Origin of the sequence: Terrimonas ginsenosidimutans (assembly GCF_022012415.1) — a bacterium.
Taxonomy (GTDB): Bacteria; Bacteroidota; Bacteroidia; order Chitinophagales; family Chitinophagaceae; genus Terrimonas_A; species Terrimonas_A ginsenosidimutans.
Genome location: NZ_JAKLTR010000028.1, coordinates 1 through 22,407, shown reverse-complemented (window position 1 = coordinate 22,407; position 22,407 = coordinate 1). Strand labels below are relative to the sequence as shown.

23 protein-coding genes are annotated in these 22,407 nt (G+C 45.0%); 7 read left to right on the top strand and 16 right to left on the bottom strand.

The features are described from left to right. The first annotated feature begins 9 nt into the window (after positions 1 to 9). Together LZZ85_RS26750 and LZZ85_RS26745 are read left to right on the top strand one after the other, a co-directional pair. The gene (locus LZZ85_RS26750; RefSeq protein ID WP_237876890.1) at positions 10 to 177 is read left to right on the top strand and encodes a hypothetical protein; all 168 of its coding nucleotides are present in this window, start codon (positions 10 to 12) and stop codon (positions 175 to 177) included. 211 nt (positions 178 to 388) lie between these two features. Beyond that, positions 389 to 835 carry a hypothetical protein gene (locus LZZ85_RS26745; RefSeq protein ID WP_237876888.1) on the top strand — a complete coding sequence of 149 codons (447 nt, stop codon included), beginning with the start codon at positions 389 to 391 and terminating at the stop codon, positions 833 to 835. Between the two features lie 74 nt (positions 836 to 909). On the opposite strand, the gene asnB is transcribed toward LZZ85_RS26745, so the two are convergent. From asnB to LZZ85_RS26710, 7 genes are all read right to left on the bottom strand, one after another. Further along, the gene (gene asnB / locus LZZ85_RS26740) at positions 910 to 2,781 is read right to left on the bottom strand and encodes an asparagine synthase (glutamine-hydrolyzing) (RefSeq protein ID WP_237876886.1); all 1,872 of its coding nucleotides are present in this window, start codon (positions 2,779 to 2,781) and stop codon (positions 910 to 912) included. A gap of 107 nt (positions 2,782 to 2,888) precedes the next feature. Beyond that, positions 2,889 to 3,530 carry a DUF2911 domain-containing protein gene (locus tag LZZ85_RS26735; protein ID WP_237876884.1) on the bottom strand — a complete coding sequence of 214 codons (642 nt, stop codon included), beginning with the start codon at positions 3,528 to 3,530 and terminating at the stop codon, positions 2,889 to 2,891. Between the two features lie 12 nt (positions 3,531 to 3,542). Continuing rightward, positions 3,543 to 4,106, bottom strand: a complete 564-nt coding sequence (locus LZZ85_RS26730) for a DUF2911 domain-containing protein (protein ID WP_237876882.1) — start codon at positions 4,104 to 4,106, stop codon at positions 3,543 to 3,545. A 96-nt stretch (positions 4,107 to 4,202) separates the two neighbouring features. Then, the gene (locus LZZ85_RS26725; RefSeq protein ID WP_237876880.1) at positions 4,203 to 4,805 is read right to left on the bottom strand and encodes an acyl carrier protein phosphodiesterase; all 603 of its coding nucleotides are present in this window, start codon (positions 4,803 to 4,805) and stop codon (positions 4,203 to 4,205) included. A gap of 154 nt (positions 4,806 to 4,959) precedes the next feature. Then, positions 4,960 to 6,381, bottom strand: coding sequence for an alpha/beta hydrolase family protein (locus LZZ85_RS26720; protein ID WP_237876878.1), 1,422 nt, complete (start codon positions 6,379 to 6,381; stop codon positions 4,960 to 4,962). 2 nt (positions 6,382 to 6,383) lie between these two features. Next, the gene (locus tag LZZ85_RS26715; protein ID WP_237876876.1) at positions 6,384 to 7,049 is read right to left on the bottom strand and encodes an SdpI family protein; all 666 of its coding nucleotides are present in this window, start codon (positions 7,047 to 7,049) and stop codon (positions 6,384 to 6,386) included. 1 nt (position 7,050) lies between these two features. Then, complete coding sequence (locus LZZ85_RS26710) at positions 7,051 to 7,314, bottom strand: autorepressor SdpR family transcription factor (protein ID WP_237876873.1); 264 nt, start codon at positions 7,312 to 7,314, stop codon at positions 7,051 to 7,053. A 296-nt stretch (positions 7,315 to 7,610) separates the two neighbouring features. On the opposite strand from LZZ85_RS26710, the gene LZZ85_RS26705 reads away from it, so the two are divergent. The 3 genes from LZZ85_RS26705 to LZZ85_RS26695 all read left to right on the top strand — a co-directional run bounded on the left by LZZ85_RS26705 (position 7,611) and on the right by LZZ85_RS26695 (position 10,386). After that, positions 7,611 to 8,048, top strand: coding sequence for a hypothetical protein (locus LZZ85_RS26705; protein ID WP_237876871.1), 438 nt, complete (start codon positions 7,611 to 7,613; stop codon positions 8,046 to 8,048). A gap of 437 nt (positions 8,049 to 8,485) precedes the next feature. Beyond that, a complete protein-coding gene (locus LZZ85_RS26700; RefSeq protein ID WP_237876869.1) occupies positions 8,486 to 8,929 on the top strand; it encodes a hypothetical protein in 444 nt (147 codons plus the stop codon). Positions 8,930 to 9,411: 482 nt separating this feature from the next. Beyond that, complete coding sequence (locus tag LZZ85_RS26695; protein WP_237876867.1) at positions 9,412 to 10,386, top strand: deoxyhypusine synthase family protein; 975 nt, start codon at positions 9,412 to 9,414, stop codon at positions 10,384 to 10,386. Positions 10,387 to 10,514: 128 nt separating this feature from the next. Here the strand turns inward: LZZ85_RS26695 and LZZ85_RS26690 are convergent, their stop codons facing one another. From LZZ85_RS26690 to LZZ85_RS26670, 5 genes are all read right to left on the bottom strand, one after another. Further along, positions 10,515 to 10,991: a hypothetical protein gene (locus tag LZZ85_RS26690; protein WP_237876865.1), complete on the bottom strand. Its 477-nt coding sequence runs from the start codon at positions 10,989 to 10,991 to the stop codon at positions 10,515 to 10,517. 83 nt (positions 10,992 to 11,074) lie between these two features. Beyond that, positions 11,075 to 12,610 (bottom strand): M28 family peptidase, encoded by a 1,536-nt coding sequence (locus LZZ85_RS26685; protein ID WP_237876863.1) that lies wholly within the window; start codon positions 12,608 to 12,610, stop codon positions 11,075 to 11,077. A 223-nt stretch (positions 12,611 to 12,833) separates the two neighbouring features. Continuing rightward, positions 12,834 to 13,289, bottom strand: a complete 456-nt coding sequence (gene rpiB, locus LZZ85_RS26680) for a ribose 5-phosphate isomerase B (RefSeq protein WP_237876861.1) — start codon at positions 13,287 to 13,289, stop codon at positions 12,834 to 12,836. A gap of 181 nt (positions 13,290 to 13,470) precedes the next feature. Beyond that, positions 13,471 to 14,328: a twin-arginine translocase subunit TatC gene (gene tatC / locus LZZ85_RS26675; RefSeq protein WP_237876859.1), complete on the bottom strand. Its 858-nt coding sequence runs from the start codon at positions 14,326 to 14,328 to the stop codon at positions 13,471 to 13,473. A gap of 165 nt (positions 14,329 to 14,493) precedes the next feature. Further along, on the bottom strand, positions 14,494 to 15,741 hold the full coding sequence (locus tag LZZ85_RS26670) for a hemolysin family protein (RefSeq protein WP_237876857.1): 1,248 nt from the start codon (positions 15,739 to 15,741) through the stop codon (positions 14,494 to 14,496). Positions 15,742 to 15,936: 195 nt separating this feature from the next. Between LZZ85_RS26670 and gmk the strand changes: the two genes are divergently transcribed. After that, a complete protein-coding gene (gmk, locus tag LZZ85_RS26665) occupies positions 15,937 to 16,512 on the top strand; it encodes a guanylate kinase (protein WP_237876855.1) in 576 nt (191 codons plus the stop codon). A gap of 166 nt (positions 16,513 to 16,678) precedes the next feature. Here gmk and LZZ85_RS26660 read toward each other — a convergent pair whose 3' ends face one another. From LZZ85_RS26660 to LZZ85_RS26645, 4 genes are all read right to left on the bottom strand, one after another. Next, positions 16,679 to 17,104, bottom strand: coding sequence for a cupin domain-containing protein (locus LZZ85_RS26660; protein WP_237876853.1), 426 nt, complete (start codon positions 17,102 to 17,104; stop codon positions 16,679 to 16,681). Between the two features lie 99 nt (positions 17,105 to 17,203). After that, positions 17,204 to 18,514: a UDP-N-acetylglucosamine 1-carboxyvinyltransferase gene (gene murA / locus LZZ85_RS26655; RefSeq protein WP_237876851.1), complete on the bottom strand. Its 1,311-nt coding sequence runs from the start codon at positions 18,512 to 18,514 to the stop codon at positions 17,204 to 17,206. A gap of 141 nt (positions 18,515 to 18,655) precedes the next feature. Further along, positions 18,656 to 19,381, bottom strand: a complete 726-nt coding sequence (locus LZZ85_RS26650; protein WP_237876849.1) for a DUF4290 domain-containing protein — start codon at positions 19,379 to 19,381, stop codon at positions 18,656 to 18,658. Positions 19,382 to 19,675: 294 nt separating this feature from the next. Then, complete coding sequence (locus tag LZZ85_RS26645) at positions 19,676 to 20,875, bottom strand: choice-of-anchor E domain-containing protein (protein ID WP_237876847.1); 1,200 nt, start codon at positions 20,873 to 20,875, stop codon at positions 19,676 to 19,678. Between the two features lie 308 nt (positions 20,876 to 21,183). On the opposite strand from LZZ85_RS26645, the gene LZZ85_RS26640 reads away from it, so the two are divergent. Next, complete coding sequence (locus tag LZZ85_RS26640) at positions 21,184 to 22,326, top strand: glycosyltransferase family 4 protein (RefSeq protein WP_237876845.1); 1,143 nt, start codon at positions 21,184 to 21,186, stop codon at positions 22,324 to 22,326. Positions 22,327 to 22,407: the final 81 nt, after the last annotated feature.

The following is a 22,407-nucleotide window of genomic DNA, read 5'->3' as shown; positions in this document are numbered from 1 at the left end:
AATGTTAAGATGATGAATTTATACCGGAAGGATAATCATAATAGCTCTGAAAAACCGTGTAAATACGAAGTATTAGCCCTTCCCGGAATACAGGATGCAAAGATGGGAAATAATTTCAGAATGCAATATCAACAACTGGTTGCCGCTCATCCACCAGCACAGGCTTTTAACAATTAGTTTAAACGGGGAATCTGCCTTGCTGAATCACGTTTCAAGATGCTAAAAACATATTTCGACCAGCTTAAACAGCGGTTCAGCAATGAGCATGCAACACATGATATTCCGGAAACATAAACTTCATTTACCAATAATACCTAAACGCTTGCCTTATGCTCATTGATGTCGGTACTTTGTATCAGCTAACGATTAATCATCAAAAACAGTAACCATGAAAAAATTATTATTAGCAGTAGCAATGATGGCCGGTGTGATCGCTTTTGCAGCTCCGAAGCCTGAGCCAACGGAAAAAGTGTTGAAAGCATTTAAAGAAACATTTGCCCTGGCAAAAGATATAACGTGGCATAACTACACTGACTTTGTGCAAGCGAACTTCAATCAAAACCAGATCCAGGTAAGAGCGCAGTTTTCAGATGACGGTACTTTGATCAAGACGATCCGTTATTATGGGGAGAGCGAGCTGCAGCCGAACATCCTGGCAAAATTGAAAAAAAAGCATAGCGGAAAAGAGATCTATGGTGTAACAGAAACAATGGCAGATAACGAAGTACAGTTTGTGATCAATCTGCGTGATGAGGAGAACTGGTACACGGTGAAATCTGATATCTACGGAAACCTTGAGACGGTTACGAAATTTAAACGTGCCGATAACAAATAAGCTTAGTTTTCTCAGCGTGTATAATGAAGGGAGTATGGCGAGCAGCGTACTCCTTTCTTCTTTAGTAATGTAACTCAGGCTGATGTAAACAAAGTGCTGGCAGCACTAAGATATCGCCAGTCATAATTATTCTTATCATACGCATCCGCAGGTTGAAGGGGTTTTGACAGCACTCTTTTATCCAATACATTTTCCGCTACCAGTGCAGATCTTGCCGCGTGCACCATCTCCTGCATTACTTTGTTTTGAAGCCATTGTTTCTGTGGCGGTTCGAAACCCGTTTTGTCTTTTCTCCAGGTAATTTCACCAGGAAGTTGGGGATCCATTTTTTGCCGCAGGATCCATTTCGTCCAACCTTGCCTGATCTTGTATTCCGGCGGAAGCGAAAAGACGAATTCCACCAGCTGGTGGTCAAGGAATGGAAGCCTTACTTCTCTTCCATGTGCCATCGAATTACGATCTGCATATCTCAATAATTCATTCAATCCGTGAATACAGGTATTAAAATGAAGTATCCCATTCAGGCTGCTTAATTCAGGCGTACTGTAATAAGCTTCTTTGCTTTGCAGCCTGACGAAGTCGCGATCAAGATCTTCCTGCGCCAATGCGTGGAACAGGTATTGTTTTTCGAGGATCACAGAGGCAAGGTCGGGAAGCAGGCTGGCGAGTACATTCTTTAGTCCAAAAGGTTCCTGAACGCCCAGCCTTCTCGCTGCGTCAATTTCTTTGCCGCGGATGAGCTTTCGCTGATGAAACAATTCCTGCCAGTACCATTTATAATACTTGTGATACCCGGCCAGGGTTTCATCGGCCCCCTGCCCATCGAGTAACACAGAGATATTATGCTGCTTTGCCAGTTCAAATACTTTGAATTGAGCAAAAGCGCTGGCCGAACTCACGGGTTCTTCCTGATGATGGCAGAATATTTTCCATTTATCCAGAAGATCATTTACTGTTACATTGGTAATATGTTGCTGCAGGCCGAATTTATCTGCTACAAGCCTGGCAAAGGCGATCTCATCTTTTCCAAAATCCGGGAAACCTGCCGTAAAACAATGTTGTGAGAATGTTTGACTGCTGATTGTATTGACCATGGACGAGATAGAAGAGCTGTCCAGCCCGCCGCTTAACGAAGTGCCCACAGGCATATCACTTCTTAGCCTTCTTTTTACCGATCCTTCCAGCATTTCTCCAAACCGTTCTATTGCCTCCTTTTCATTTTCGGGGCGATGTATGTCTGTGGACAATTCCCAGTAAGGTTCAATTACCAGTTCGCCGGTGGATGGGTAGAAGAACAAGGAGGATGCCGGCGGAAGTTGTGAGATATTATCAAAAAACGTCTCTTCCGGGCGTTCAGGATTATCAACATATCCGATGGTGATGAAATTGAAAAGCATTTTCAGGTTAGGAACTTTCCTGATCCCCGCGGCCCAAAGCGCTTTCATTTCAGATGCGAATAACAAAGCGTTTTGATCCCGGCAATAATAGAAGGGTTTTTCTCCAAAGCGGTCACGCGCGGCGAAAAGTTCTTTTTCTTTTTCATCCCAGATGGCAAATGCGAACATTCCATCAAACCGTAAAAGGCAGTCTTCATCCCAGCAATCATAGGCGGCCAGTATCACTTCCGTATCTGATGCCGTTTGAAAGCTATAGCCAAGCTTTCTCAGCTCGTCTTTCAGTTCCTGGTAGTTATATATTTCCCCATTGTAGACGATGCTGTAACGTTGATCAAATCCGGTGGGAGGTGTATAGTGAAGTGGTTGAGCGGCGGCGTCACTTGTATCGATGATCGCGAGGCGCAGATGACCGAGAAGGCAGGAGTTGTCTGCATTTTGCCAGTAACCCTCACCGTCGGGGCCGCGATGAGCCAGCACATGCATCATTTGCTGCACATGCTGTTTGTTATAGAGAGGCGCGTTTTGTATAGTCCCGGCAATCCCGCACATGATGTAAATATCTTAAATATTTCGGAGTGCTGGCCGTTTCCGGATCTAATAGGGATGGATATGATCAAGTATGTGACGTAAATATGGCAATGACCGTAAAAAGGAGATCAAAAACTCATTGGCATCTTTACAAGCACATCATCCCAACCAATAATAAGATCCGCTCCTGTATTTGTTTTTTCAAAAACGATGGTGAAATATTCCAGTGGTGGATTCCCGCTGGTGGCTGGAACGCGGAAACGTTCTACGTCTTTCGCCGGGTCCTGCTTCAGGCCCCATGTGTCAATGTTGTTATTGAAAATAATGGTCCACGCATCCTGGTGAGGGATGCAGTACATGATATATCTGCCGGCTTTGACTTTCTTACCCTGGATAGTTGCTTCTTTAAAAAGTTCGATCTCCGTTGATTCGTTGGCACCCAGTCGCCAGGGCTCATCATACTTAAGAATTCCTGCGAACAGGCGCCGGCGCTGAAGATGGGGACGGCTATACACTACCCGTGCAAGCGGTTGCGCTGCTGAACTATTGGCCATTTTGATCTTCGGATAATCAACAGGAAAGTAACTCATGTCCATCGGAGAGATATCAACCTGGGCATATGAATTCCCGCCGGGAATGTCCGGCGCGAGGTTAGGGATCGTATCCGCGGGAATGGATGTCTTTTCTGTGGTCTCTTCTTTCTTTTCTTGATCACAGGACAAAGCCAAAAACATGGTCAGAAAGATGATCGAATGCTGAAGGATCTTCATGGTTATTGTTCGTTAGAGCGTAATCGGAAGTTCTGTCTTCACATTTTCCCAGGCAACCACCAGGTTTACGCCTGATGCACTTCTTTCGAAAGTCATTGCTAGTGATTCAACCTGGTCTTTCATTGTCTGAACAGGAACATCCAGTCTTAACACATCATTCGCCTGTTTATATTTAAAAGATCCCCAGATATCTATGTCTTTGTTAAGGATAAATGTCCAGCTTTTTTCGTTAACAATAGCATATAAAGTATAGCGGCCTTTCGCTACTTTCTTCTGCCCGATCATCACGGGTTTGAAAAATTCAATTTCCGTCGCCTCATTCGCACCAAGCCTCCATAGCTTTCCATATTCCACCAGATTACCAAACACGGGCCGGCCTTCTTTCTTTGGCCTGCTGTAGATGACCCTCGCCACTGCCGGATCGATGCTTTTTGCCTGTGTCTTTAATTGCGGATACTCGGTCGGGTAATAGCAGATATCCAAAGGAGACTTATCAATCTCCGGAAGTGATGTCTGGGAACTGGCAGTATAGCCCAGCATGATCAACGCTGCAAAAACGGTAAGGGCTTTTTTCATATATAAAAAATATTTGCAAAAATATAGAAGTGCAGGCAATTCCCACAAGACCATAACGAATTAACGAATGGTTATATTTCGGTGACGGGCTGATTCTTATCCGCCGATCTCGTTCTTTAATCTTGTGAATTGTTCAAATGCATAAGGCTTCATGTCACTCCAGAACTGACGATAACAATCTTGTAATAGTTGGTAATGGCTGTCAAGTAATTTCATGGCAGTATCACTTTCGGTGAGATAAGTTGCGCGGCGGATAAGTCCATGCATGCTTTTGCCTATTCCCCATTTAGACTGGTAATTATACAGCCAGTCTTCCTGTTGCATATATGGAAGCATTGCCCTGAAGTTGGCAGGCAGCGAATGAAGCCTGCTATTAAGGATCGTGTAGGTTTTTTGGGAAAATGCAAAGAGTGATTCATCCGGGAACTCGTCCACGTCATTTGCCAGGAAATGATCATAGATCACATCCATGATCGCTCCGCTGTACAGCCGATATGCAGGACGAAATGGCTCTTTGGCAGCCCGTGTTGCCGGATGCTCATCAGTATAAGAATCTATAAGCCGGTGAAGCATAATGCCTACCTGCATTTCTGCGGGATAATCCAGTCTTTGCCTGCCTTTAACGAAGTCGCCGATCATGTTTCCTGCGAGCACTCCCGGATCATCAAAGGACAGAAATGCGTGTGCAAGAAAATTCATTTCTCAGAGTTTAAATATTCCCGGAAAATGTCCAGGGATCAAAATCTTACCCCGGCATATTCAAAAAAACTGCCGGATTCGGCAGTTTTCAATTTTTTTAACCTGTTCAACTTAATTTTTCGACCTAAAAATTAGTTCTTTTTTCAAATAACGTTCACTTTACATTTTTATTCAACCAATTGTTGATCTCTTCCAGGGCAGCCGGAGCGAAGGTTTCTTCAAGCTGGCCGTATTCGGTGGTTGAGCAGGTTTTGCAGGTTTGGAACAAATGGTTCAATCCGGGCATTTCTTTCACTATGAATGATCTGCTCTTGCTCTTTTTCAAAGAAGCTTCGATCGCGGGCAGGTTGGCTGACGAGAGAACCTGTATATCCTTACTACCATTCAGGGCAAGTACTTTGCAACGCAGGTTCTGAAGATAGCCGGTTGGATCAAACGAATAGAAATAGCGGAACCAGTTGTCACGCATGGCACTTGCAAACGCGGTCGCCATCTCCCGGTCTGTCTCATCTCCATTCACACGCAATTCTCTTAATAGTGCAGTATCTGTTTTAAGTCTCCAGCTTCTGATCAGCTCAATGCTTTTGTTAAGTGCAGTGAGTGAATCTGTAGTGCTGACAATATGCTTTGCTACGTTGGTATAAATATCGATATAAGATGTGATGGCCGGTTCGCTCATACCAGCCTGGCGGAATATTGCTGCGTTTTGGTCGGCCATCAGTTGAGAGACAGGAACGCCCGGTCCGGCGAGCAAAACGATAAAATCGATATCGTCCCGGTTTGCTGCAACCATCGGTGCGATCATACCGCCTTCGCTATGCCCGATCATACCGGTCTTCTTTTTATTTACCTCTGGCCTGGATTGCAGGTATTGCAGTCCTGTACGGGCATCATCGGCAAAGTCGGCAGTGGTCGCTCCGGAGAACGGCCCGGTTGTTTTGCCAATCCCCCGGTCATCAACCCGCAATACAACAAATCCATTCCGGGTTAATGCGTCGGCAAGTACCGCGAATGCCTTATGACCGAAAACTTCTTCATCCCTGTTCTGCGGACCACTTCCGGTGATCAGCAAGGCAGCCGGGAAAGGTCCTTTTCCCTGGGGGATGGTAATGGTGGCGCCGTATTGACGGGCTCCTTTTGGATCGTGGTAAACGATCTCTTCACTTTTGTAGGGAAACGGAGGTCTGGGTTCCTGTGGCCTCTTCGCAGCCGGGGCCGCGCTGGTTTTTGTGAGATTGAGCGGTATTTCCATTCCCTGGGAGAAGGTGCCCACAAGCGTTGTATCACCGGAAAGCCGGCCCTTATATGAAGCATTAAGGCTTTTTAGCTCAACAGTGATCTCAGTGCCGGCAAACCATGCTGAATCGCATTTTATGCCAAACACACCCTGGTCAGGACTGTCGGCAGTGGCAGTCAGTCCGCCGCGACCATTATCTGTAACATTAATGACAAATGTCAGTCCATTACCGCCGACAGCAATTTTCCCTTCCCAACGTCCATGAAAAATTTCACCTTTTTGAGCACTTGCCGTAAAGATTCCTGCCTGGAACAAAAAAATAATTAAGAAAGATCTCATTTTCATAGTTGGTTTTTTTGATTTCGTTCTTTAATAAATAGTTTATAAGAATAGATAATAGGTATGGTGGTAATGAGAAAAGTACCGGCAAAGAATACGATCATGCCTGGTGTTGTTGGAAGAAGCAATGTGAGTATTGCCATAATAATACCAGCGACAAACCACATCCGTGATGCCAGATGATGCGTTTTTTTCCAATTGTCTTCACTCTCCAGCGTCCAGGGCACACGAATGCCGATGAAATAATTGGGTTTGATATTATACATATAATTACCCATCACGGCGAACAAAGCAGACACGAGTGCGAAAACTACTCCAGGTGAAAAGCTGATCCTGCCGCTCGACGCACTGCTGATCACAAAAAAATGGATAACAGAAAGAAACAGCGCGATAGCCACGGCCATCTTATCATATTTATCCTGCATTTCTTTAGCATATCGCTTGGGGTCAATGCGGTTAATATTCGTAATCATCAAATAAACGCCAATACTTACGCCCAGCAGGAGAAGTGCGGAACCCCACAATTCTTTCTTGCTGCCATACCGGTCAGGGTTCCCGTTGATATCAAAGTGTAAAGCAACGGATTCAGGCAGTTGCTGCCAGATACTAAACAGATAAACGATCGGCGCCAGCATAAATAGCCAGATAATTTTCTTAAGGATCTTCATGCTATTTCTTTTTTAGTTTGAACTGCATAAACCATTTAACTATTTCATCCACCACAGTGATGTTCAATGAATAATAAACGTACTGACCGTCCTTTTCTGAAAAAACAAGGTTTGCCTGCTTCAACAGATCAAGATGGTGTGAAATGCTTGGGCCAGAGATATTGAAATGCTCTACTATCTCACCCGCAGTCATATCTCTTTCCTGCAATAACTCAAGGATCTTCCTTCGGGTGGGGTCATTCAACGCTTTGAAAACCGTATTCATTTACCAGTTGATTCATTAAATATTTAGACAAATATCTAAATACTATCGTAAACTTCCTAATCATAACTGTATCAAATGTGAAATTCTGGTTTACGGATGGTATTAAGAAAGGATGTGCGGTTAACAGGCAATAACACGCGTTAACAGTGTTTAACACTGGTTTCCATTAGTCACAATTAGCTTGCAGATGGATGTAACCTAATCTACTTTTGCCACGTCTTAGATACACAACACGGTTAATAACCGGACATATTTAAAAGGAAATAAAAACCTGAAACCACAAAAAATAAAAAATTATGAAAAAGATCATCCTCACCCTCGCAATCGCCATCAGCAGTATGGTTGTATTTGCAAAAGATGTAAAAGTCAGCACAGTAGTATTATCAGCATTCAATACAGAGTTCGGTGATGCAAAAGAAGTACAGTGGACAGTTGGTACCGGCTTTTACAAAGCAGCGTTCATTTATAATGAGCAGTATGTAACAGCTTTCTATTCATTTGATGGCCAGATGCTGGGTCTTGCCCGCAATATCAGCTCACTGGATCTGCCGGGCAACCTGCAGACTTCACTGAAGAAAGATTACGCTGACCGTTGGATCACAGAGCTGTTCGAAGTTTCAAATGAAGATGGCACACATTATTATATCACGCTTGAGCAGGCTGATTCAAAGATCACTTTGAAATCAAGCAATGGCGGCAAATGGAGTGTATACAAGAAATCAACAAAAGCATAATCAACGCAGTTAGTTTTGGTGTGTGGTAAATAAAGCCCCGTTCTCTCTTCCAGGAGACGGGGTTTTCCTTTTTCTGGAAAGGGTTATAGAAGATCGGTAGTGAAAGCGCTGAAGAGGAGAATGAAAAAGAAACATTTAGTAAATGACAGATTTCTTTAGTTATTAGTTAAGTGAAAGGATCCTCTGTTATATAGTTTCGATGAATGAAAACTCTTCGTTTAAAAATATTCTTCCTTCATTGTCACATCAGATCTTTAGGCGGTAACATCGCCAACCTTCTCCAAGGTTAATGATTGTTATTCCCATTAACATTCGCTACCACCAATCCCAATTTACTTTTCTGAACCTGTAACCTAAGGTACTTTTGATACGTCTTAATAACAAACAGACAAATACAAACACAATCTCGAAACCATTAACCAATTAAACCATTAGTCATGAAAAAGTTTTTTTTAGCAGCAGTAGTACTTACAGTAAGTATCGTTTCTTCTTTTGCAAATCCAGTTGAGAAAGCAGATCCTAAAGCGGAGCAGGCATTTAACAAGCAGTTTGCGGGAGCGCAGAACATTATCTGGTCTCGCACTGACCAGGATGTGATGAAAGTATCTTTTGTTTGGGGTGGCCATAGCACAGTTGCCTACTTCAACTCGAATGCGGAGTTCGTAGGTTCAATACGCAATATGTTCTTTGATCAGCTTCCAATGATCGTGATCCGTGCCGTGGATCAGAAGTTCAAATCACCTGTTGTAACGGAAGTGAGAGAAGTTTCTACAGATGAAGGCACCACCTATGCATTGGCGATCGAAGAAGGAGTGAAAAAGTATACCGTTAAATTCAACAGCCTTGGTGAAGTGTTGAGTAAAGAGCGCGTGAAAAAATAAGCACATGTTTTTAGGCTTGTTGTTTATAGCCCTGGTTCCAATCTACCTTATCCAATTGATCGTTCAGAAAAAACAGGAAGCCGCCTACCGGCAGTCGGATCTGTCAGGACAACACGGAATCAAAGCATAAACGGTAACAGTGATTTAATATGCCGGCAGAAACCCGCTCCTTAAGAGCGGGTTTTTTTAATTAAAAATTAAAAAGGGTGTAGACCAATCCATGTAAGCATATAACCGGCCGCCTCAGTCTGATTACCTGGAAAGGATTGTTGAACAGACTTTGCGCAAAGACAGCTTTCCGGCTCGGTTGTCAGTTTTGACATCTTCTTAAAGAATATTCGGCACCTGTAAAGCAAATTCAACCTCCCGCCGGGTATTTTTTTACTTTTTAATTTTGACTTTTGACTTATTCTTATTTTTGCCGCTCATTCCCGCAATGTCTCCGCTGAAGCGGATCTGAAGGCGGTCTAAAATCATATAACATGAACAAAGGACCAGTTTCAAAATTCATCGAGCATCATTATCGCCATTTCAACGCAGCAGCATTGGTAGATGCCGCAAAAGGGTATGAAACCCATTTGCTGGAAGGCGGAAAAATGCTTGTATCTCTTGCCGGAGCCATGAGTACTGCCGAGCTTGGCATTTCACTGGCAGAAATGATCCGTCAGGATAAGATCCAGATCATCAGCTGTACAGGTGCGAACCTGGAAGAAGACGTAATGAACCTTGTAGCGCATTCTCACTACAAGAGAGTTCCAAACTACCGCGATCTTACTCCGCAGGATGAGTGGGACCTGCTTGAAAATCATTACAACCGCGTAACAGACACATGTATCCCTGAAGAAGAGGCATTTCGTCGTTTACAGAAACACCTTGTAAAGCAGTGGAAAGACGCTGAAGCAAAGGGCGAGCGCTATTTCCCGCATGAGTTCCTATATAAAACTGTATTAAGCGGCGAGCTTGAACAATACTATGAGATCGATCCGAAGGATAGTTGGATCGTTGCCGCTGCTGAAAAGAATATTCCGATCGTTGTTCCGGGTTGGGAAGACAGTACCACTGGTAACATCTTCGCGAGCTACGTGATCAAAGGCGAACTGCAGGCAAGTACGGTAAAGAATGGTATCGAGTACATGGTTTGGCTGGCTGACTGGTACCGTCATAACTCTTCAGGTAAAGGCGTTGGTTTCTTCCAGATCGGAGGCGGCATCGCAGGAGATTTCCCGATCTGTGTTGTGCCAATGATGTACCAGGATCTTGAGTGGCATGATGTTCCTTTCTGGAGCTACTTCTGCCAGATCAGTGACTCTACCACTTCATTTGGTTCTTATTCAGGTGCAGTGCCCAATGAGAAGATCACCTGGGGTAAACTGGATATCAATACACCGAAATTCATTGTGGAAAGTGATGCTACGATCGTAGCGCCGTTGATCTTTGCGTGGATCCTGGGGCAATAAGCCAGGAGAGTTAAGTTCAAAAGTTTAAGGTTTAAATGTTCAATGTTATTCTCCGGAAAGGCATTGAACATTTAAACCTTTATTTTTTTCAGGTACTTACTATTAAGAGCACCTGATCAGTCAAATAATTATTTAGCTATTTTTTCTTCTTTTGCCCGTTGCAATTCTTTTGCATCACTAAGCGGGCGGAATAACTGAACAAATATGACGACGGTAAAAATAATACCGCTCATTAAACCTTTGACAATCCCTTCACCTCCTTCAATGTATCCGTTTGCAGCTATTACAAGCAATTTATAGAGAATGAAGGCAATGATGCCGGAGACCAGTGCCGTGTATGGCTTCTTTTTGGTCCATAACGCAAGTGCGACAAATATTCCGGACACGATGACCGCAAATGCAGTGACGGTGAAATCCAGTGAACCCGCATCACGATAGCTTGCATATAATTCCCAGAACAGGATAAGACCTGCTACAAGAAATAAAGCATTTCTTGCTTTCTTAACGGCAAGTTCATATCCTTCCAATTCGATCTGTCTTAATTCATCGAAATGATCTGCGATCACATCATTGTTGTTTGTGACAGGAGTTTGTTCGTTTGACATATAGTGGTTTTGGTTCTTTCACAAAATAATAAAGGCAGCCGGAATATCCGAGCTGCCTTTATTATTATTTATTAGACACTGAATTAGAATCCTTTAGGCTTGTCCAGCTTTAGGTCACGCTTCAGCATTTCATTCCTGTTAGCCATTTCCCAGGCTGTATAGAATACAAGTTGACCTCTTTTCGCCATCAACGGATAGTTGATCTTGTCAGGCGTATCTGTTGGACGGTGGTAGTCCGCGTGTACACCATTGAAGTAGAAAATGATCGGAACTCCTTTTTCTGCGAAGTTGTAGTGATCACTGCGATAGTAGAACCGGTTCCTGTCATTCAGGTCGTTGTATTTCCTGTCGAGTTTCAGCTTTACGTTTTTGTTCGCTGCGTCGGTGATCGGAGTAAGATCTGTGCTTAGTTTATCATCGCCGATGATGTAAACGAAGTTCGCAGAGTCTTTATCTTTCAGGTATTCTTCGCCGATACGGCCGATCATGTCGATGTTCAGGTCAACAGATGTTTTTTCCAGTGGGAAGATCGGGTGGTTTGCATAGTATGCAGAACCCCACAGGCCTTTTTCTTCACCGCTTACAGTCATGAATACAACCGTTCTGCGCGGGCCTTTACCAGCTGCTTTTGCTTTTGCGAATGCTTCCGCCAGCTCGAGGATGCCGGTTGTGCCGCTACCATCATCATCCGCGCCATAGTAAATAGTGCCATCAGGTCTTTTACCTACGTGATCATAGTGTGACGTGAGGAAAATGTATTCGTCTTTTTTATCTGTTCCTTCCAGTACTGCGATCACATTTGATGCGCTTGCTGTGAGGGTTGTTTTTGTAAAGCCCATATCGATGTTCGCTTTGTAAACAGCCGGGGCGATAGGTTCTGCTTTCATTTTATCGATCACATTCGTGCCGGTCAATCCGAGGATCGTAGCAGCAACGGAAGAGGAAATGCTGAATGTTTGCGGATAAACTGAAGCAGGATAACCATTCATATTGTAGTTACCCGAGGCATTGAAAGTATTACGCGGGAAATTGCCATACACGACCAGTACCGCAGCAGCACCTTTTTCCTGTGCTTTTGCCACTTTAGCGGGCATACCTGCAGGAGAGTTGAATCCCTGGGTGGTTGGTTTGTAGGTAGCAGGAGCTCCGTCTACGATCATAACCAGTTTACCACGAACGTTAAGGTCTTTGTACGCGTCAAGCTCACCATCCACGATACCATAACCGGCGAAGACCACCTCAGAGAAACGAAGCTCAGAAGTATGGCTCATCGAAAGCTGTGGCTGGAAGTCTTTGGTCAGCGTGAAACCAGTGCCATTTACTTTCAGCGTGGCAGACGTCATAGAGTCTTTATACAGCGGATAAGTCTGGCGGTAGCTTCCGTTGTTGCCTGGCAATAGTCCCAGTGATTTAAAATGATTTTCGATGTAGTCAGCTGCTTTTTCCAGGCCTGGTGAAGGGGTGTCACGACCTTCCATTTCCGCGCCCGCAATAATGTAAAGGTGACGCTTCATGTCCTCTGCAGTGATTGATTTGGCAAAGCTTGCCGGGTTACCTGTTTTTTGTGCCGTAGCAAACAGGCTCAGCCCCAGGGAAACCGGGAGCAGTAATCTTCTCATGGTTGTAATATGTTTTGTAATTGAAAAAGAATAGCCTCAAACTTAAGGGAAAAAGTGGAAGTGAGTGGAAGGTTTTGATAAATGGCTGGATGGATATCTGGTCAACCTGACCGCCCTCGTTTTAAAAAGAGCCGTACGAAAAAATAATGCAGAAGGTAAAATGTGCATCATTTCCCCGGCAACCGGTCAACGGAGAACGGTCAACGGTTAGCGGTCAACGATCTCACGAGCAGGCGATCTTTCCCACCCTGTTCGCATGTCTTCCGCCCTCGAATGGGGTTGTAATAAACGTGGTCACCATTTTCTCGGCATCCTCTTCGCGTACGAAGCGAGCGGGTATGCAAAGTACATTGGCGTCATTATGCTGCCGGACCAGCTGAGCGATCTCATCGCCCCAGCAAATACCTGCCCGGATCTGCTGGTGCTTATTGGCAGTGATCGCCACGCCATTGGCACTGCCGCAAAGCAGTATCCCAAAAGCGCAATCACCACTTTCCACTGCCTCCGCAACCGGATGGGCGTAGTCAGGGTAATCAACAGAATCCCTGGAAAACGGACCAAAATCTTTATAAGACAATCCCTTTCCTTCCAGGAAGGAGATCAATTGCTCTTTGTAATCAAAACCGGCATGGTCACTGCCGATGGCTATGGGCTTATTCAGGTCAAATGAAGATGTCATAATGTACAATTCTTTTACGCGACGCCTGAGATGGATGGCGCCCGGACGGTAAAAGTAAGAAAGTTCGGGAAAATCAATGTTTGATACCCCATGGCGGGCGAAAACATCTGCCTCCCGCAAATACCGGTTTTTTCAAACACCATTTTCTGATCTGAGCGATGTTTTTCTCAACAACGATCGCCTAGCTCCATTCCTCCTTATCCTTCAACTCCTGCTTCCTGTTCACTCTTGATGCCACGGCAATACTTGCTTCGAACAGCACATAAAGCGGAATGGTCACGATCGTAAGACTGAATGGATCCGTTGACGGCGTGATGATCGCTGCCGCGATAATGATCAGAACGAAGGCATGGCGGCGGTACTTGCGAAGGAACTTCGCGGTAACAAAGCCGACTTTCGCCAGCACCATTACCAGCAGCGGCATCTGGAAGAGGATACCGATACCAACCGTTGTATATATCAGATTTTCCAGGTAATCGGAAAATGTAGGCATGATCGTGATCTGAGCACTCAGCTTGTAGTTAAAATAGAAGTTCACCATGAATGGCGTCAGAATGAAATAACCAAAAGCAACACCCAGGAAGAAAAGAAATGAAACCCAGAAGATCACCCCGCGCGTGTTTTTTCTTTCTTTATCAGAAAGCGCAGGCCTTACAAAACGCCAGAATTCCCAGAATACATAAGGGAATGCAACAATAAATCCACCAATAAAGGCCACCGTGAACGAGGCGATGAACTGCCCGGTCATGGTGGTTTCAAGGAAGTTCACTTTCACTTCTTTGAAGCATATCGCATCTCCCAATCCTATTTTCTGCCCTGCTGCGCAAAGCCATTGTGCGGAGATAAAATCAGGCTTGGTTGGCCCAAACAGGATCGTATCAACTATATATTCAGAATAGATAAAAGCAACAATTGCACAGGCCAGGATGGCAATAACGGAACGGACCAGGTGCCAGCGCAATTCCTCCAAATGATCTATAAAAGACATTTCGGCGTTGGGTACCTTCTTCCGTTTATTAAAAAAATCCATTAAAGCCATTAGTGCGATTTATAAGGTGCGGGCAAAGATACGGTAGAATCGATGTTGGATGATCGATGGTCGGAATGGCCATAAACGTATATGTAAAGTTTTTACGCCAAAAACCGCTTTGACTGAGCGAGGCCCGGCCCGGCCAGTGGCCATCTACCGTCGATCATTGATGGCTCACTTCAGCCGCTTCATCTTCACCGTCTCGATCCTCGTATCACTTACACTGATAATATCAAACTCATAATCATCAATGATGATGCGATCCTTTTGTTGCGGGATCGTCTCGTGATAGTTAATGATGTACCCGGAAAGCGTTTCCGATTCATTTTCCGGAAATTCAAAACGGTATTTTTCTTCGAGATAATCCAGTTCCAGTCTGCCTGAAAAGATATATTCATTCTCTGCAATCTGTTTCTCCACAAATTTTTCCGTATCGTATTCATCCTGGATCTCACCAAACAGCTCTTCCAGAACGTCTTCCATGGTAATGATCCCGGCTGTTCCCCCAAACTCATCCACTACCCAGGCGATGCTTTTTCTTTCCCGGCTGAACTTGCCGATCAGGTCGGCCGCGCTCATGCTCGCTGGCACTGCCGGTATCGGAAGAAGGATCGATTTGATATCAGACGGCTTCTTGAAAAGGTCAAGCTGGTGTACGTATCCAACAATGTGGTCGATATTATTTTCATATACGACCAGTTTGCTCAGTTTGGTTTGCACAAATTTTTCCTGCACATCCTGGATGCCCGCACTGCGATCTATACCAACGATCTCTTTCCGGGGAACGAGGCACTGGCGGATCTTTACCTTCGGAAATTCCTGGGCGTTCTCCAGGAGCTGTGCATTCCTGTCCTGCCGGTCCTCATTCATCGATTGTTGAAACAGGTTTTTCAGTTCCGCATGGCTCAGCGGCTCTTTATGCTGATCGATCCGTACGTTGAATACATATTTCAGCAGCCACTGGGAAAGGCGGATGAAACCCTCCGCGATCGGCGAGAAGATCTGGTAAAAGAAATCGGTGATCAGCGCGAGACGGCTCAGCGCACTGTTCGCACGGGCACGATACACCGCGCGCGGGATGAATTCAGCAAATACCAGCACCATCAGCGTCGCCGCAGCGATCTCAATAATAATGCGGACCACATCATGCACATGCGCATAATCCCAGATCGGCTTCATCACAACACTGAACACTAACCCGAAGAATACAAGGAACAGGGTAAACCCGATCAGGGTCGTGCCGATAAAGCTCGTGGGCGCATCGATGAATTTAGATAACAGGTGACCGGTAGTGCCGCCCTGTTTTTTCTTCAATTCTATATTAAGCCGGTTGGCGCTGTAATAGGCCATCTCAATCCCGGCGAAAAAACCCATCAGGAGCAGGGTGATCACAAACCAGATTATTTTATTCCATTCTGCCATTCAGTAAAGATAGTAAAGCGGGCGTGAAAGAGAAACAGGGCAAAGAAAGTCAGAATTCGAAAATAAAAAAGGCCTTCTAAGGGATGAAGGCGGTACCTGGGGGCCAACCGATCCGGTGTTTAAATGAACTTTGACCATTCTTAAGGCATTTCTACTTTTTAGTTTTGAATTTTGACTTTTTGCCTTTCTTTGCACATGTCTTCTTTTCAAAATAAGATCATCATTATTACAGCACCATCAGGTGCCGGAAAAACGTCTATTACCCGTTATTTGCTGGAGAAATATCCTGAGCTTGCTTTTTCGATCTCTGCGGCAACACGAAGCAAACGGGCGTATGAAACTGATGGGGTGGATTATTATTTCCTGTCGGCAGAAGATTTTAAACAACGGATCCAGCAGAACGAATTTGCGGAATGGGAAATGGTGTACGAAGGAAAATACTATGGTACCCTGAAGTCTGAACTACAGCGCATCTGGGATAATCACCAATGCCCCCTTCTCGATATTGATGTAAAAGGTGCGATACATGTCCAACAGCAATACCCGGAAAGCTCACTCACGATGTTTATCGAACCTCCCTCTGTTGATGAACTGAAGAGAAGACTGGAGTCCCGTGGCACAGAAACGGTCGAGTCCCTGCAGGCACGCGTGAATAAAGCCTCTTACGAGATCTCGTTCAAGCATCATTTCAACAAGATCATAGTAAATGATGATCTCTCCAAAGCGTGTAAGGAGGCAGACCAGATCATCCGGGATTTCCTGGGGATCTGAGAGATAAATGCCACAACCCCTCAACAGCGACGACTGTCGGGAACAGGCAACCCCGCAGACCGCAGACGTTTCATTTCAATGGCAAAATCATAAGTATTGCCTGTATAATTAGAGGTTATTCAGTTCATCATCGGTCGTCCGAAGTCCGGGTCTATTGTCCGCGGTCTCACTTCAATATGTAATTGATGATAATGACCAGGTCGTCTGTTCCCGCCTGCTTTAGCCCATGTGAGCTGCCCGGACGGGTTAAAATAGCGTCCCCCGGTTTTACTTCGAATGATTGGCCGTTCATTTGCATTTCGCCGCGCCCGCTGAGAACATAATAGATCTCGTCTTCTTTTTGTAAATGATAGCCAATGGCTGAACCCGGGTGAAGAATGCGTTTCCGGAATGCGAGATGAAAATCTTTTGCTTTGGAGAAAAAGTTGAAACCTGTTGTTTCGCCTCCGCCATTATGGGGACCAGCCTGTTTTACAGGAATGTCTTTTTCATTTTCCAGGATATAAGGTTCTGTGGATCTTGTTTGCAGAACCTGTGAAGCCAGTATACCGGATGCAAAAAACAATACGGCGATGAGGATATACTTTATCATAGACAATCGTTTAAAAGTTGAATGCTCCTGAATTTTAAGAACAGCGGCGAATTACGAAGTCACTGTCGGACATTAAAACTATTAAACTTTTAAATTCCTTTACCCTTCAACCCGTTTAATGTCTGCTCCCAGCTTACGGAGTCGGTCATCTATATATTGATATCCGCGATCGATCTGTTCGATATTCTGTATGACGCTTTTTCCCTCCGCGCTCAGCGCTGCGATCAGCAGGGAAACACCGGCTCTGATATCAGGGCTGCTCATTGTAATTCCACGAAGCTTTTGCTCTCTCTCGAGGCCGATCACTACCGCGCGGTGCGGGTCGCAAAGAATGATCTGCGCGCCCATATCGATCAGTTTGTCCACGAAGAAGAGCCTGCTTTCAAACATCTTCTGGTGAATGAGCACGCTACCTCTTGCCTGTATGGCGGTTACAAGTACGATACTGAGAAGGTCGGGCGTAAAACCCGGCCATGGATGGTCATAGATGGTAAGTACTCCGCCGTCAAGATATCGTTGTACCTCATAGATATCCTGGGAGGGGATATGGATATCATCGCCAGTGAACTCAAGCTGGATGCCCAGCTGGCGAAATTTTTCGGGGATGATGCCGAGATTGTCGATGCTGGCATTTTTGATCGTGATATCACCGTGTGTCATAGCGGCCATTCCAATGAATGAACCGATCTCGATCATATCCGGCAGCATACGGTGCTCAGTGCCACCTAGATAGGTTACGCCTTCAATGGTCAGCAGGTTGCTGCCGATACCGCTGATCTTCGCACCCATACGATTGAGCATTTTGCAAAGCTGCTGCAGGTATGGTTCGCAGGCGGCATTGTAGATGGTCGTGGTGCCGCTTGCCATTACGGCCGCCATCACGATATTGGCGGTACCGGTTACGGATGGTTCATCCAGCAGCATGTTCGTCCCGTGGAGATGGGGGGCTGATAAATGAAAGAATCCATCTTCGTTATTATAGTCGAAATTTGCGCCAAGCTTTTCAAAACCAATGATGTGCGTATCCAGGCGACGGCGGCCGATCTTGTCTCCGCCAGGCTTGGGAATGAATGCCTTACGATAGCGTGAAAGCATTGGTCCGGCAAGCATGACAGACCCGCGCAGGCGACCGCTTTTCTTTTTGTAATCGTCGCTGTGCAGGTAATCGATATTTACATTATCGGCCTGGAAAATGGCTGTATCGCGCGATGTACGCTCTACTTTCACATTCATTTCCTGCAGGAGTTCGATCAGCAGATTAACATCGAGAATGTCCGGAATATTGGTAATGGTCACTTTTTCAGGAGTGAGCAAAACCGCGCTGAGGATCTGAAGAGCCTCATTCTTTGCCCCCTGTGGGATGATCTCTCCCTGTAATTTCTTACCACCTCGTACTTCGAATGAATGCATGGTATAAGTAAAAATTAAAAATAAAAGCCGTTTGGCGGACAAACTGAGCTATGCAATCCAAGTCATCTATAATTAAAAAAGCCGCAGAAACCCGCAAGTTTAAGTAGCTTTTTAAATGTTTAATGCTGACGGTTACTTTACTTAGTAGCGTTTCTTTTTGAAGTTACCTCCGCCGCCGTTGCCACCGCCGCGATTATCGCGATTGTCATTTCTGCGTTGGTTATTGTTGCCGTTTCCTCCTCCGCCGTTGTTGTTGTTGCTTCGATGCTGGAATTTGCCGCGTTGCTTTCCGAAGTTGCTTCTGTCCCTTTCGCGGTTGTCCTGCTGGCGGAAGGCTTTTACATACGGAGTGTTGGTGAAGGTAAGTTGTCCGTTTGTAATACCTGAGAGTTCTCCCTGGATGGCGTCATCGTGTACCATTTCCTTATGCCAGTTATTATAGGCGAGTTTCATGTAATACGCGATCGCATTTGCAAAGCCGGCGCGTTTTTCCATATCCTCTTCTACCAGGGCTTTCTTAATGATCAGCTCAAGATTTTTACCCAGGTGGGAATGCCTTGGATAACGTTTTGGGTAAGGCAGTGGCTTAGGCCTTTCGCTTAAGGATTCCCGGGTTGGGATCGGGTAAGGAGATTTCACCTCCAGTTTAAAATCGGAGATCAGGAACAGATGGTCCCAGAGCTTATGGCGGAAATCCTCCACATTTTTGAGGTGGGGGTTCAGAAATCCCATCAATTCGATCACAGCATAAGCATTGCGCTGTCTGCGTTCAGGATCTTCAATGCTCAGCAAATGTTCGATCATTTTCTGCACATGACGGCCATACTCTCTCATGGCCAGGTCATTTCTCGTAGTGTTATATTCCATAAAAAAAATAGTGGAAAGCAAATGTAAGAATGTAGCGGTGAATGTAAAGGTACGGCCAATAATAGAAATTTATTATTTAAAATGCAAATCGGCTTTTTTGAGCGGGAAATTCGTCGCCGGTTGACTGTTCACCGGGGAAGCTTCTTTTGAACAAATCTTTGGAGTTTACCACTAACCGGGCACTGGACAAAGGCAAGCGGACAGCGATCTTTTTCCGTTCACGTATGGACATAAAGAAAGGGGCCCCGAACCAAGGCCCCTTTTACAAGCCACCATCCTCTTCCACCTAAGAGGTCATTTAGTAATGAGTTGTTGTACGCTTGAAGCACGGTCTTTCTTACTTATCACTCTCACCCAGTATGCACCTTTTGTAAGGTTCCCTAACTGCACGTAAGAAGGCCCATTTACCACGATCTCTTTAGTCAACACTTTCTGCCCTTGCGTATTGAAGATTTGTATAACAAATTCTTCTGCCGAAATATTATCAAATTTGATACCAACTATGCCATTTGATGGATTTGGATAGATAGAAAATGAATTTTTTTCGAAACTTTCCAAAACAACCTGACGTGTGTTGCTGAAACGAACATATCCATTTGCATAAACCTGCTTCACACGGAAATGGTATACACCGGTCTCGCCGTGTAAAGCTGAGAAATTCATTTTAAAATTACCAGATATATTATCATTTTTTTCTAAAATACCTACACGGGTGTAGTCGTAAGCGTTTCTACTTACTTCTACTTCATAATAGAAATCCATTCCAGGATCATCAGTGCCGCTCCACTTTAATTCGGCTTTGTTAGCGCTCGTTTTATTTACATTGAATGAATAAACATTTAATGGAAGACTTACTGCGGGACAATAACAGAATTCAATTCGATAGTGTATAGAACCGGATGCATCAACTCCCCCAAACCAGTTACCGGTAGTGCTGATCGCAGATGATCCATTCGCTGTATAATTATATACAAGGGAATCTCCCGGAGGGCCATAGAATTGAGAGAGATCGCTGATATCAGTGATAGTAATGGTCTTCGTTGTATTAAAAATAGTTTCAGGTCCAACGCCTATATAATCCGGTCCAGTGTTAGGTGTGGCATCCCGGGGTGAAAGGTTATACGGCCCAAATCCATTTGTTTCACTGTTTGTCATCGGCGAACTCAAACCGGGCCCGCTTATGGCGTCCGTTCTGGTAAAGTTCACACCCGCAGTGTTAGGAAAGTTGTCCCTGTTTTCGAAATACATAAAATTCAACGTCGAAGAAATAGTCATACTCAATCTTGCACAGGTAACCATGCCCGTGGTTCCGTCAAATTTGGGAAACTTTATGACTGAGGAGTGATTACCATCCGTGAAGTTGATCGTCGTATCAAATGCAATTCCGCTGGGCACATAGCCGCCAGGGCACTGAGCAGAACTTTTAACGCCGGCGAAAATGCCCGATGTTAACAGTGTTGCATGAATAAAATGACGTAAGTAAAAATGCTTCATAGGTTACCGGATTAAAGTTCATAGTTGGTGTTTTCTTGGGTTCTCGAAAAATAAAGGTACCTATAGATGCATGCGCTTGCAATTGTAATACTTCTCTATTTTTTTCACAGTAATAGCCGAATATCCACAGAAAAATAACCTGCTGAAAAAACATGCCTTCCCTGTAATCTCTCTCGTAAAAGCACCTGCCCGCCTCCGGGTAGTTTTGCGGACGCTGCTGGATTTTGTGAACCTTTAGGGCCGCGCGGTTTTACTGATCGTATTTGGTTTCGTCAGCCGCGGGCAAGACTTTAACTTTGCACTACACCATGAATATTGCAGTCAACACAAGGTTTTTAGTAAGCAACACGCTCGAAGGATATGGATATTACCTTAAGGAAATGCTGAGCAGGCTTGTTGCAAACCACCCTGAACATCAGTTCATATTTATCTTCGACCGGCCATACAGCGACGAATTTATCCAGGCAGCTAATATCACACCGGTTGTTGCAGGCCCGCCGGCCAGACACCCCTTGCTCTGGAAATGGTGGTATGATATACGCATTCCTTCGGTGCTGAAAAAATACAAGGCGGATGTGTTCTTATCCTGCGATGGATTCTGCTCACTTTCCACCTCGGTGCCGCAATGCCTCGTTATACATGATCTTGCTTTTCTGCATCATCCGTCTTTTATTTATCGCTCGCACTTGTTATTCTATAAAAGATATACTCCAAAATTTCTTAAGAAGGCATCGTCCGTTGTAACAGTATCACAGTTTTCGAAGAATGATATCATAGCACATTACAAAACAGATCCTGACGGAATAGACGTAATATATAATGCGGCAAGATCCTCTGTGCGACCATTAAGCTGGCAGGAAAAGCAATCTGTTACGCATGAATTCACTGCTGGTAAAAACTATTTCATATATGCAGGCTCCATCCATCCACGTAAGAATCTTGTGAATCTGTTGAAAGCATTTTCCATCTTCAAGAAACGGCAGAAGAGCGACTGGAAGCTTGTTATCGCAGGCAGAGCAGCGTGGCAGAGTAAAAAATTTATGGAGAGCCTAAGCTCCTATAAATATCGCGATGATCTCGTCCTGACAGGCTACGTAGATGACCAGAAGCTTTCACAGCTGACCGGTGCTGCTTATGCGATGGTATACCCATCTTTATTCGAAGGCTTTGGTATGCCCGTTGCAGAGGCGATGCAGGCCGGCGTGCCGGTGATCACTTCCGAAAATTCTGCCATGCAGGAAATCGCCGGAGACTCGGCCCTTTACGCAAACCCTGCCAGTCATGAAGACATTGCTGATAAAATGATGCGGCTGTACAAAGATGAAGTTTTGCGTGACCGGCTTATTCAAAAAGGGTTGGAAAAAGCAAAGGAATATGACTGGGACAGATCGGCGGCCATGCTGTGGCGGAGTATTGAGAAGGCGATAGCGGCCGATCGCCGGCGGCCTTGAGGGATGCCGGGCAGGCAAGGGCGCTGTTTTTCGAGGGGGCCTCGAAGACTCTGTTTACATTTTTGCCGGACGGGCAAGGCG

Excerpts from the sequence above, each read along its gene's own strand:
- LZZ85_RS26750 (WP_237876890.1), top strand. The coding sequence starts at position 10 with ATGATGAATTTATACCGGAAGGATAATCATAATAGCTCTGAAAAACCG.
- LZZ85_RS26745 (WP_237876888.1), top strand. The coding sequence starts at position 389 with ATGAAAAAATTATTATTAGCAGTAGCAATGATGGCCGGTGTGATCGCT.
- asnB (WP_237876886.1), bottom strand. The coding sequence starts at position 2,781 with ATGTGCGGGATTGCCGGGACTATACAAAACGCGCCTCTCTATAACAAA.
- LZZ85_RS26735 (WP_237876884.1), bottom strand. The coding sequence starts at position 3,530 with ATGAAGATCCTTCAGCATTCGATCATCTTTCTGACCATGTTTTTGGCT.
- LZZ85_RS26730 (WP_237876882.1), bottom strand. The coding sequence starts at position 4,106 with ATGAAAAAAGCCCTTACCGTTTTTGCAGCGTTGATCATGCTGGGCTAT.
- LZZ85_RS26725 (WP_237876880.1), bottom strand. The coding sequence starts at position 4,805 with ATGAATTTTCTTGCACACGCATTTCTGTCCTTTGATGATCCGGGAGTG.
- LZZ85_RS26720 (WP_237876878.1), bottom strand. The coding sequence starts at position 6,381 with ATGAGATCTTTCTTAATTATTTTTTTGTTCCAGGCAGGAATCTTTACG.
- LZZ85_RS26715 (WP_237876876.1), bottom strand. The coding sequence starts at position 7,049 with ATGAAGATCCTTAAGAAAATTATCTGGCTATTTATGCTGGCGCCGATC.
- LZZ85_RS26710 (WP_237876873.1), bottom strand. The coding sequence starts at position 7,314 with ATGAATACGGTTTTCAAAGCGTTGAATGACCCCACCCGAAGGAAGATC.
- LZZ85_RS26705 (WP_237876871.1), top strand. The coding sequence starts at position 7,611 with ATGAAAAAGATCATCCTCACCCTCGCAATCGCCATCAGCAGTATGGTT.
- LZZ85_RS26700 (WP_237876869.1), top strand. The coding sequence starts at position 8,486 with ATGAAAAAGTTTTTTTTAGCAGCAGTAGTACTTACAGTAAGTATCGTT.
- LZZ85_RS26695 (WP_237876867.1), top strand. The coding sequence starts at position 9,412 with ATGAACAAAGGACCAGTTTCAAAATTCATCGAGCATCATTATCGCCAT.
- LZZ85_RS26690 (WP_237876865.1), bottom strand. The coding sequence starts at position 10,991 with ATGTCAAACGAACAAACTCCTGTCACAAACAACAATGATGTGATCGCA.
- LZZ85_RS26685 (WP_237876863.1), bottom strand. The coding sequence starts at position 12,610 with ATGAGAAGATTACTGCTCCCGGTTTCCCTGGGGCTGAGCCTGTTTGCT.
- rpiB (WP_237876861.1), bottom strand. The coding sequence starts at position 13,289 with ATGACATCTTCATTTGACCTGAATAAGCCCATAGCCATCGGCAGTGAC.
- tatC (WP_237876859.1), bottom strand. The coding sequence starts at position 14,328 with ATGGCTTTAATGGATTTTTTTAATAAACGGAAGAAGGTACCCAACGCC.
- LZZ85_RS26670 (WP_237876857.1), bottom strand. The coding sequence starts at position 15,741 with ATGGCAGAATGGAATAAAATAATCTGGTTTGTGATCACCCTGCTCCTG.
- gmk (WP_237876855.1), top strand. The coding sequence starts at position 15,937 with ATGTCTTCTTTTCAAAATAAGATCATCATTATTACAGCACCATCAGGT.
- LZZ85_RS26660 (WP_237876853.1), bottom strand. The coding sequence starts at position 17,104 with ATGATAAAGTATATCCTCATCGCCGTATTGTTTTTTGCATCCGGTATA.
- murA (WP_237876851.1), bottom strand. The coding sequence starts at position 18,514 with ATGCATTCATTCGAAGTACGAGGTGGTAAGAAATTACAGGGAGAGATC.
- LZZ85_RS26650 (WP_237876849.1), bottom strand. The coding sequence starts at position 19,381 with ATGGAATATAACACTACGAGAAATGACCTGGCCATGAGAGAGTATGGC.
- LZZ85_RS26645 (WP_237876847.1), bottom strand. The coding sequence starts at position 20,875 with ATGAAGCATTTTTACTTACGTCATTTTATTCATGCAACACTGTTAACA.
- LZZ85_RS26640 (WP_237876845.1), top strand. The coding sequence starts at position 21,184 with ATGAATATTGCAGTCAACACAAGGTTTTTAGTAAGCAACACGCTCGAA.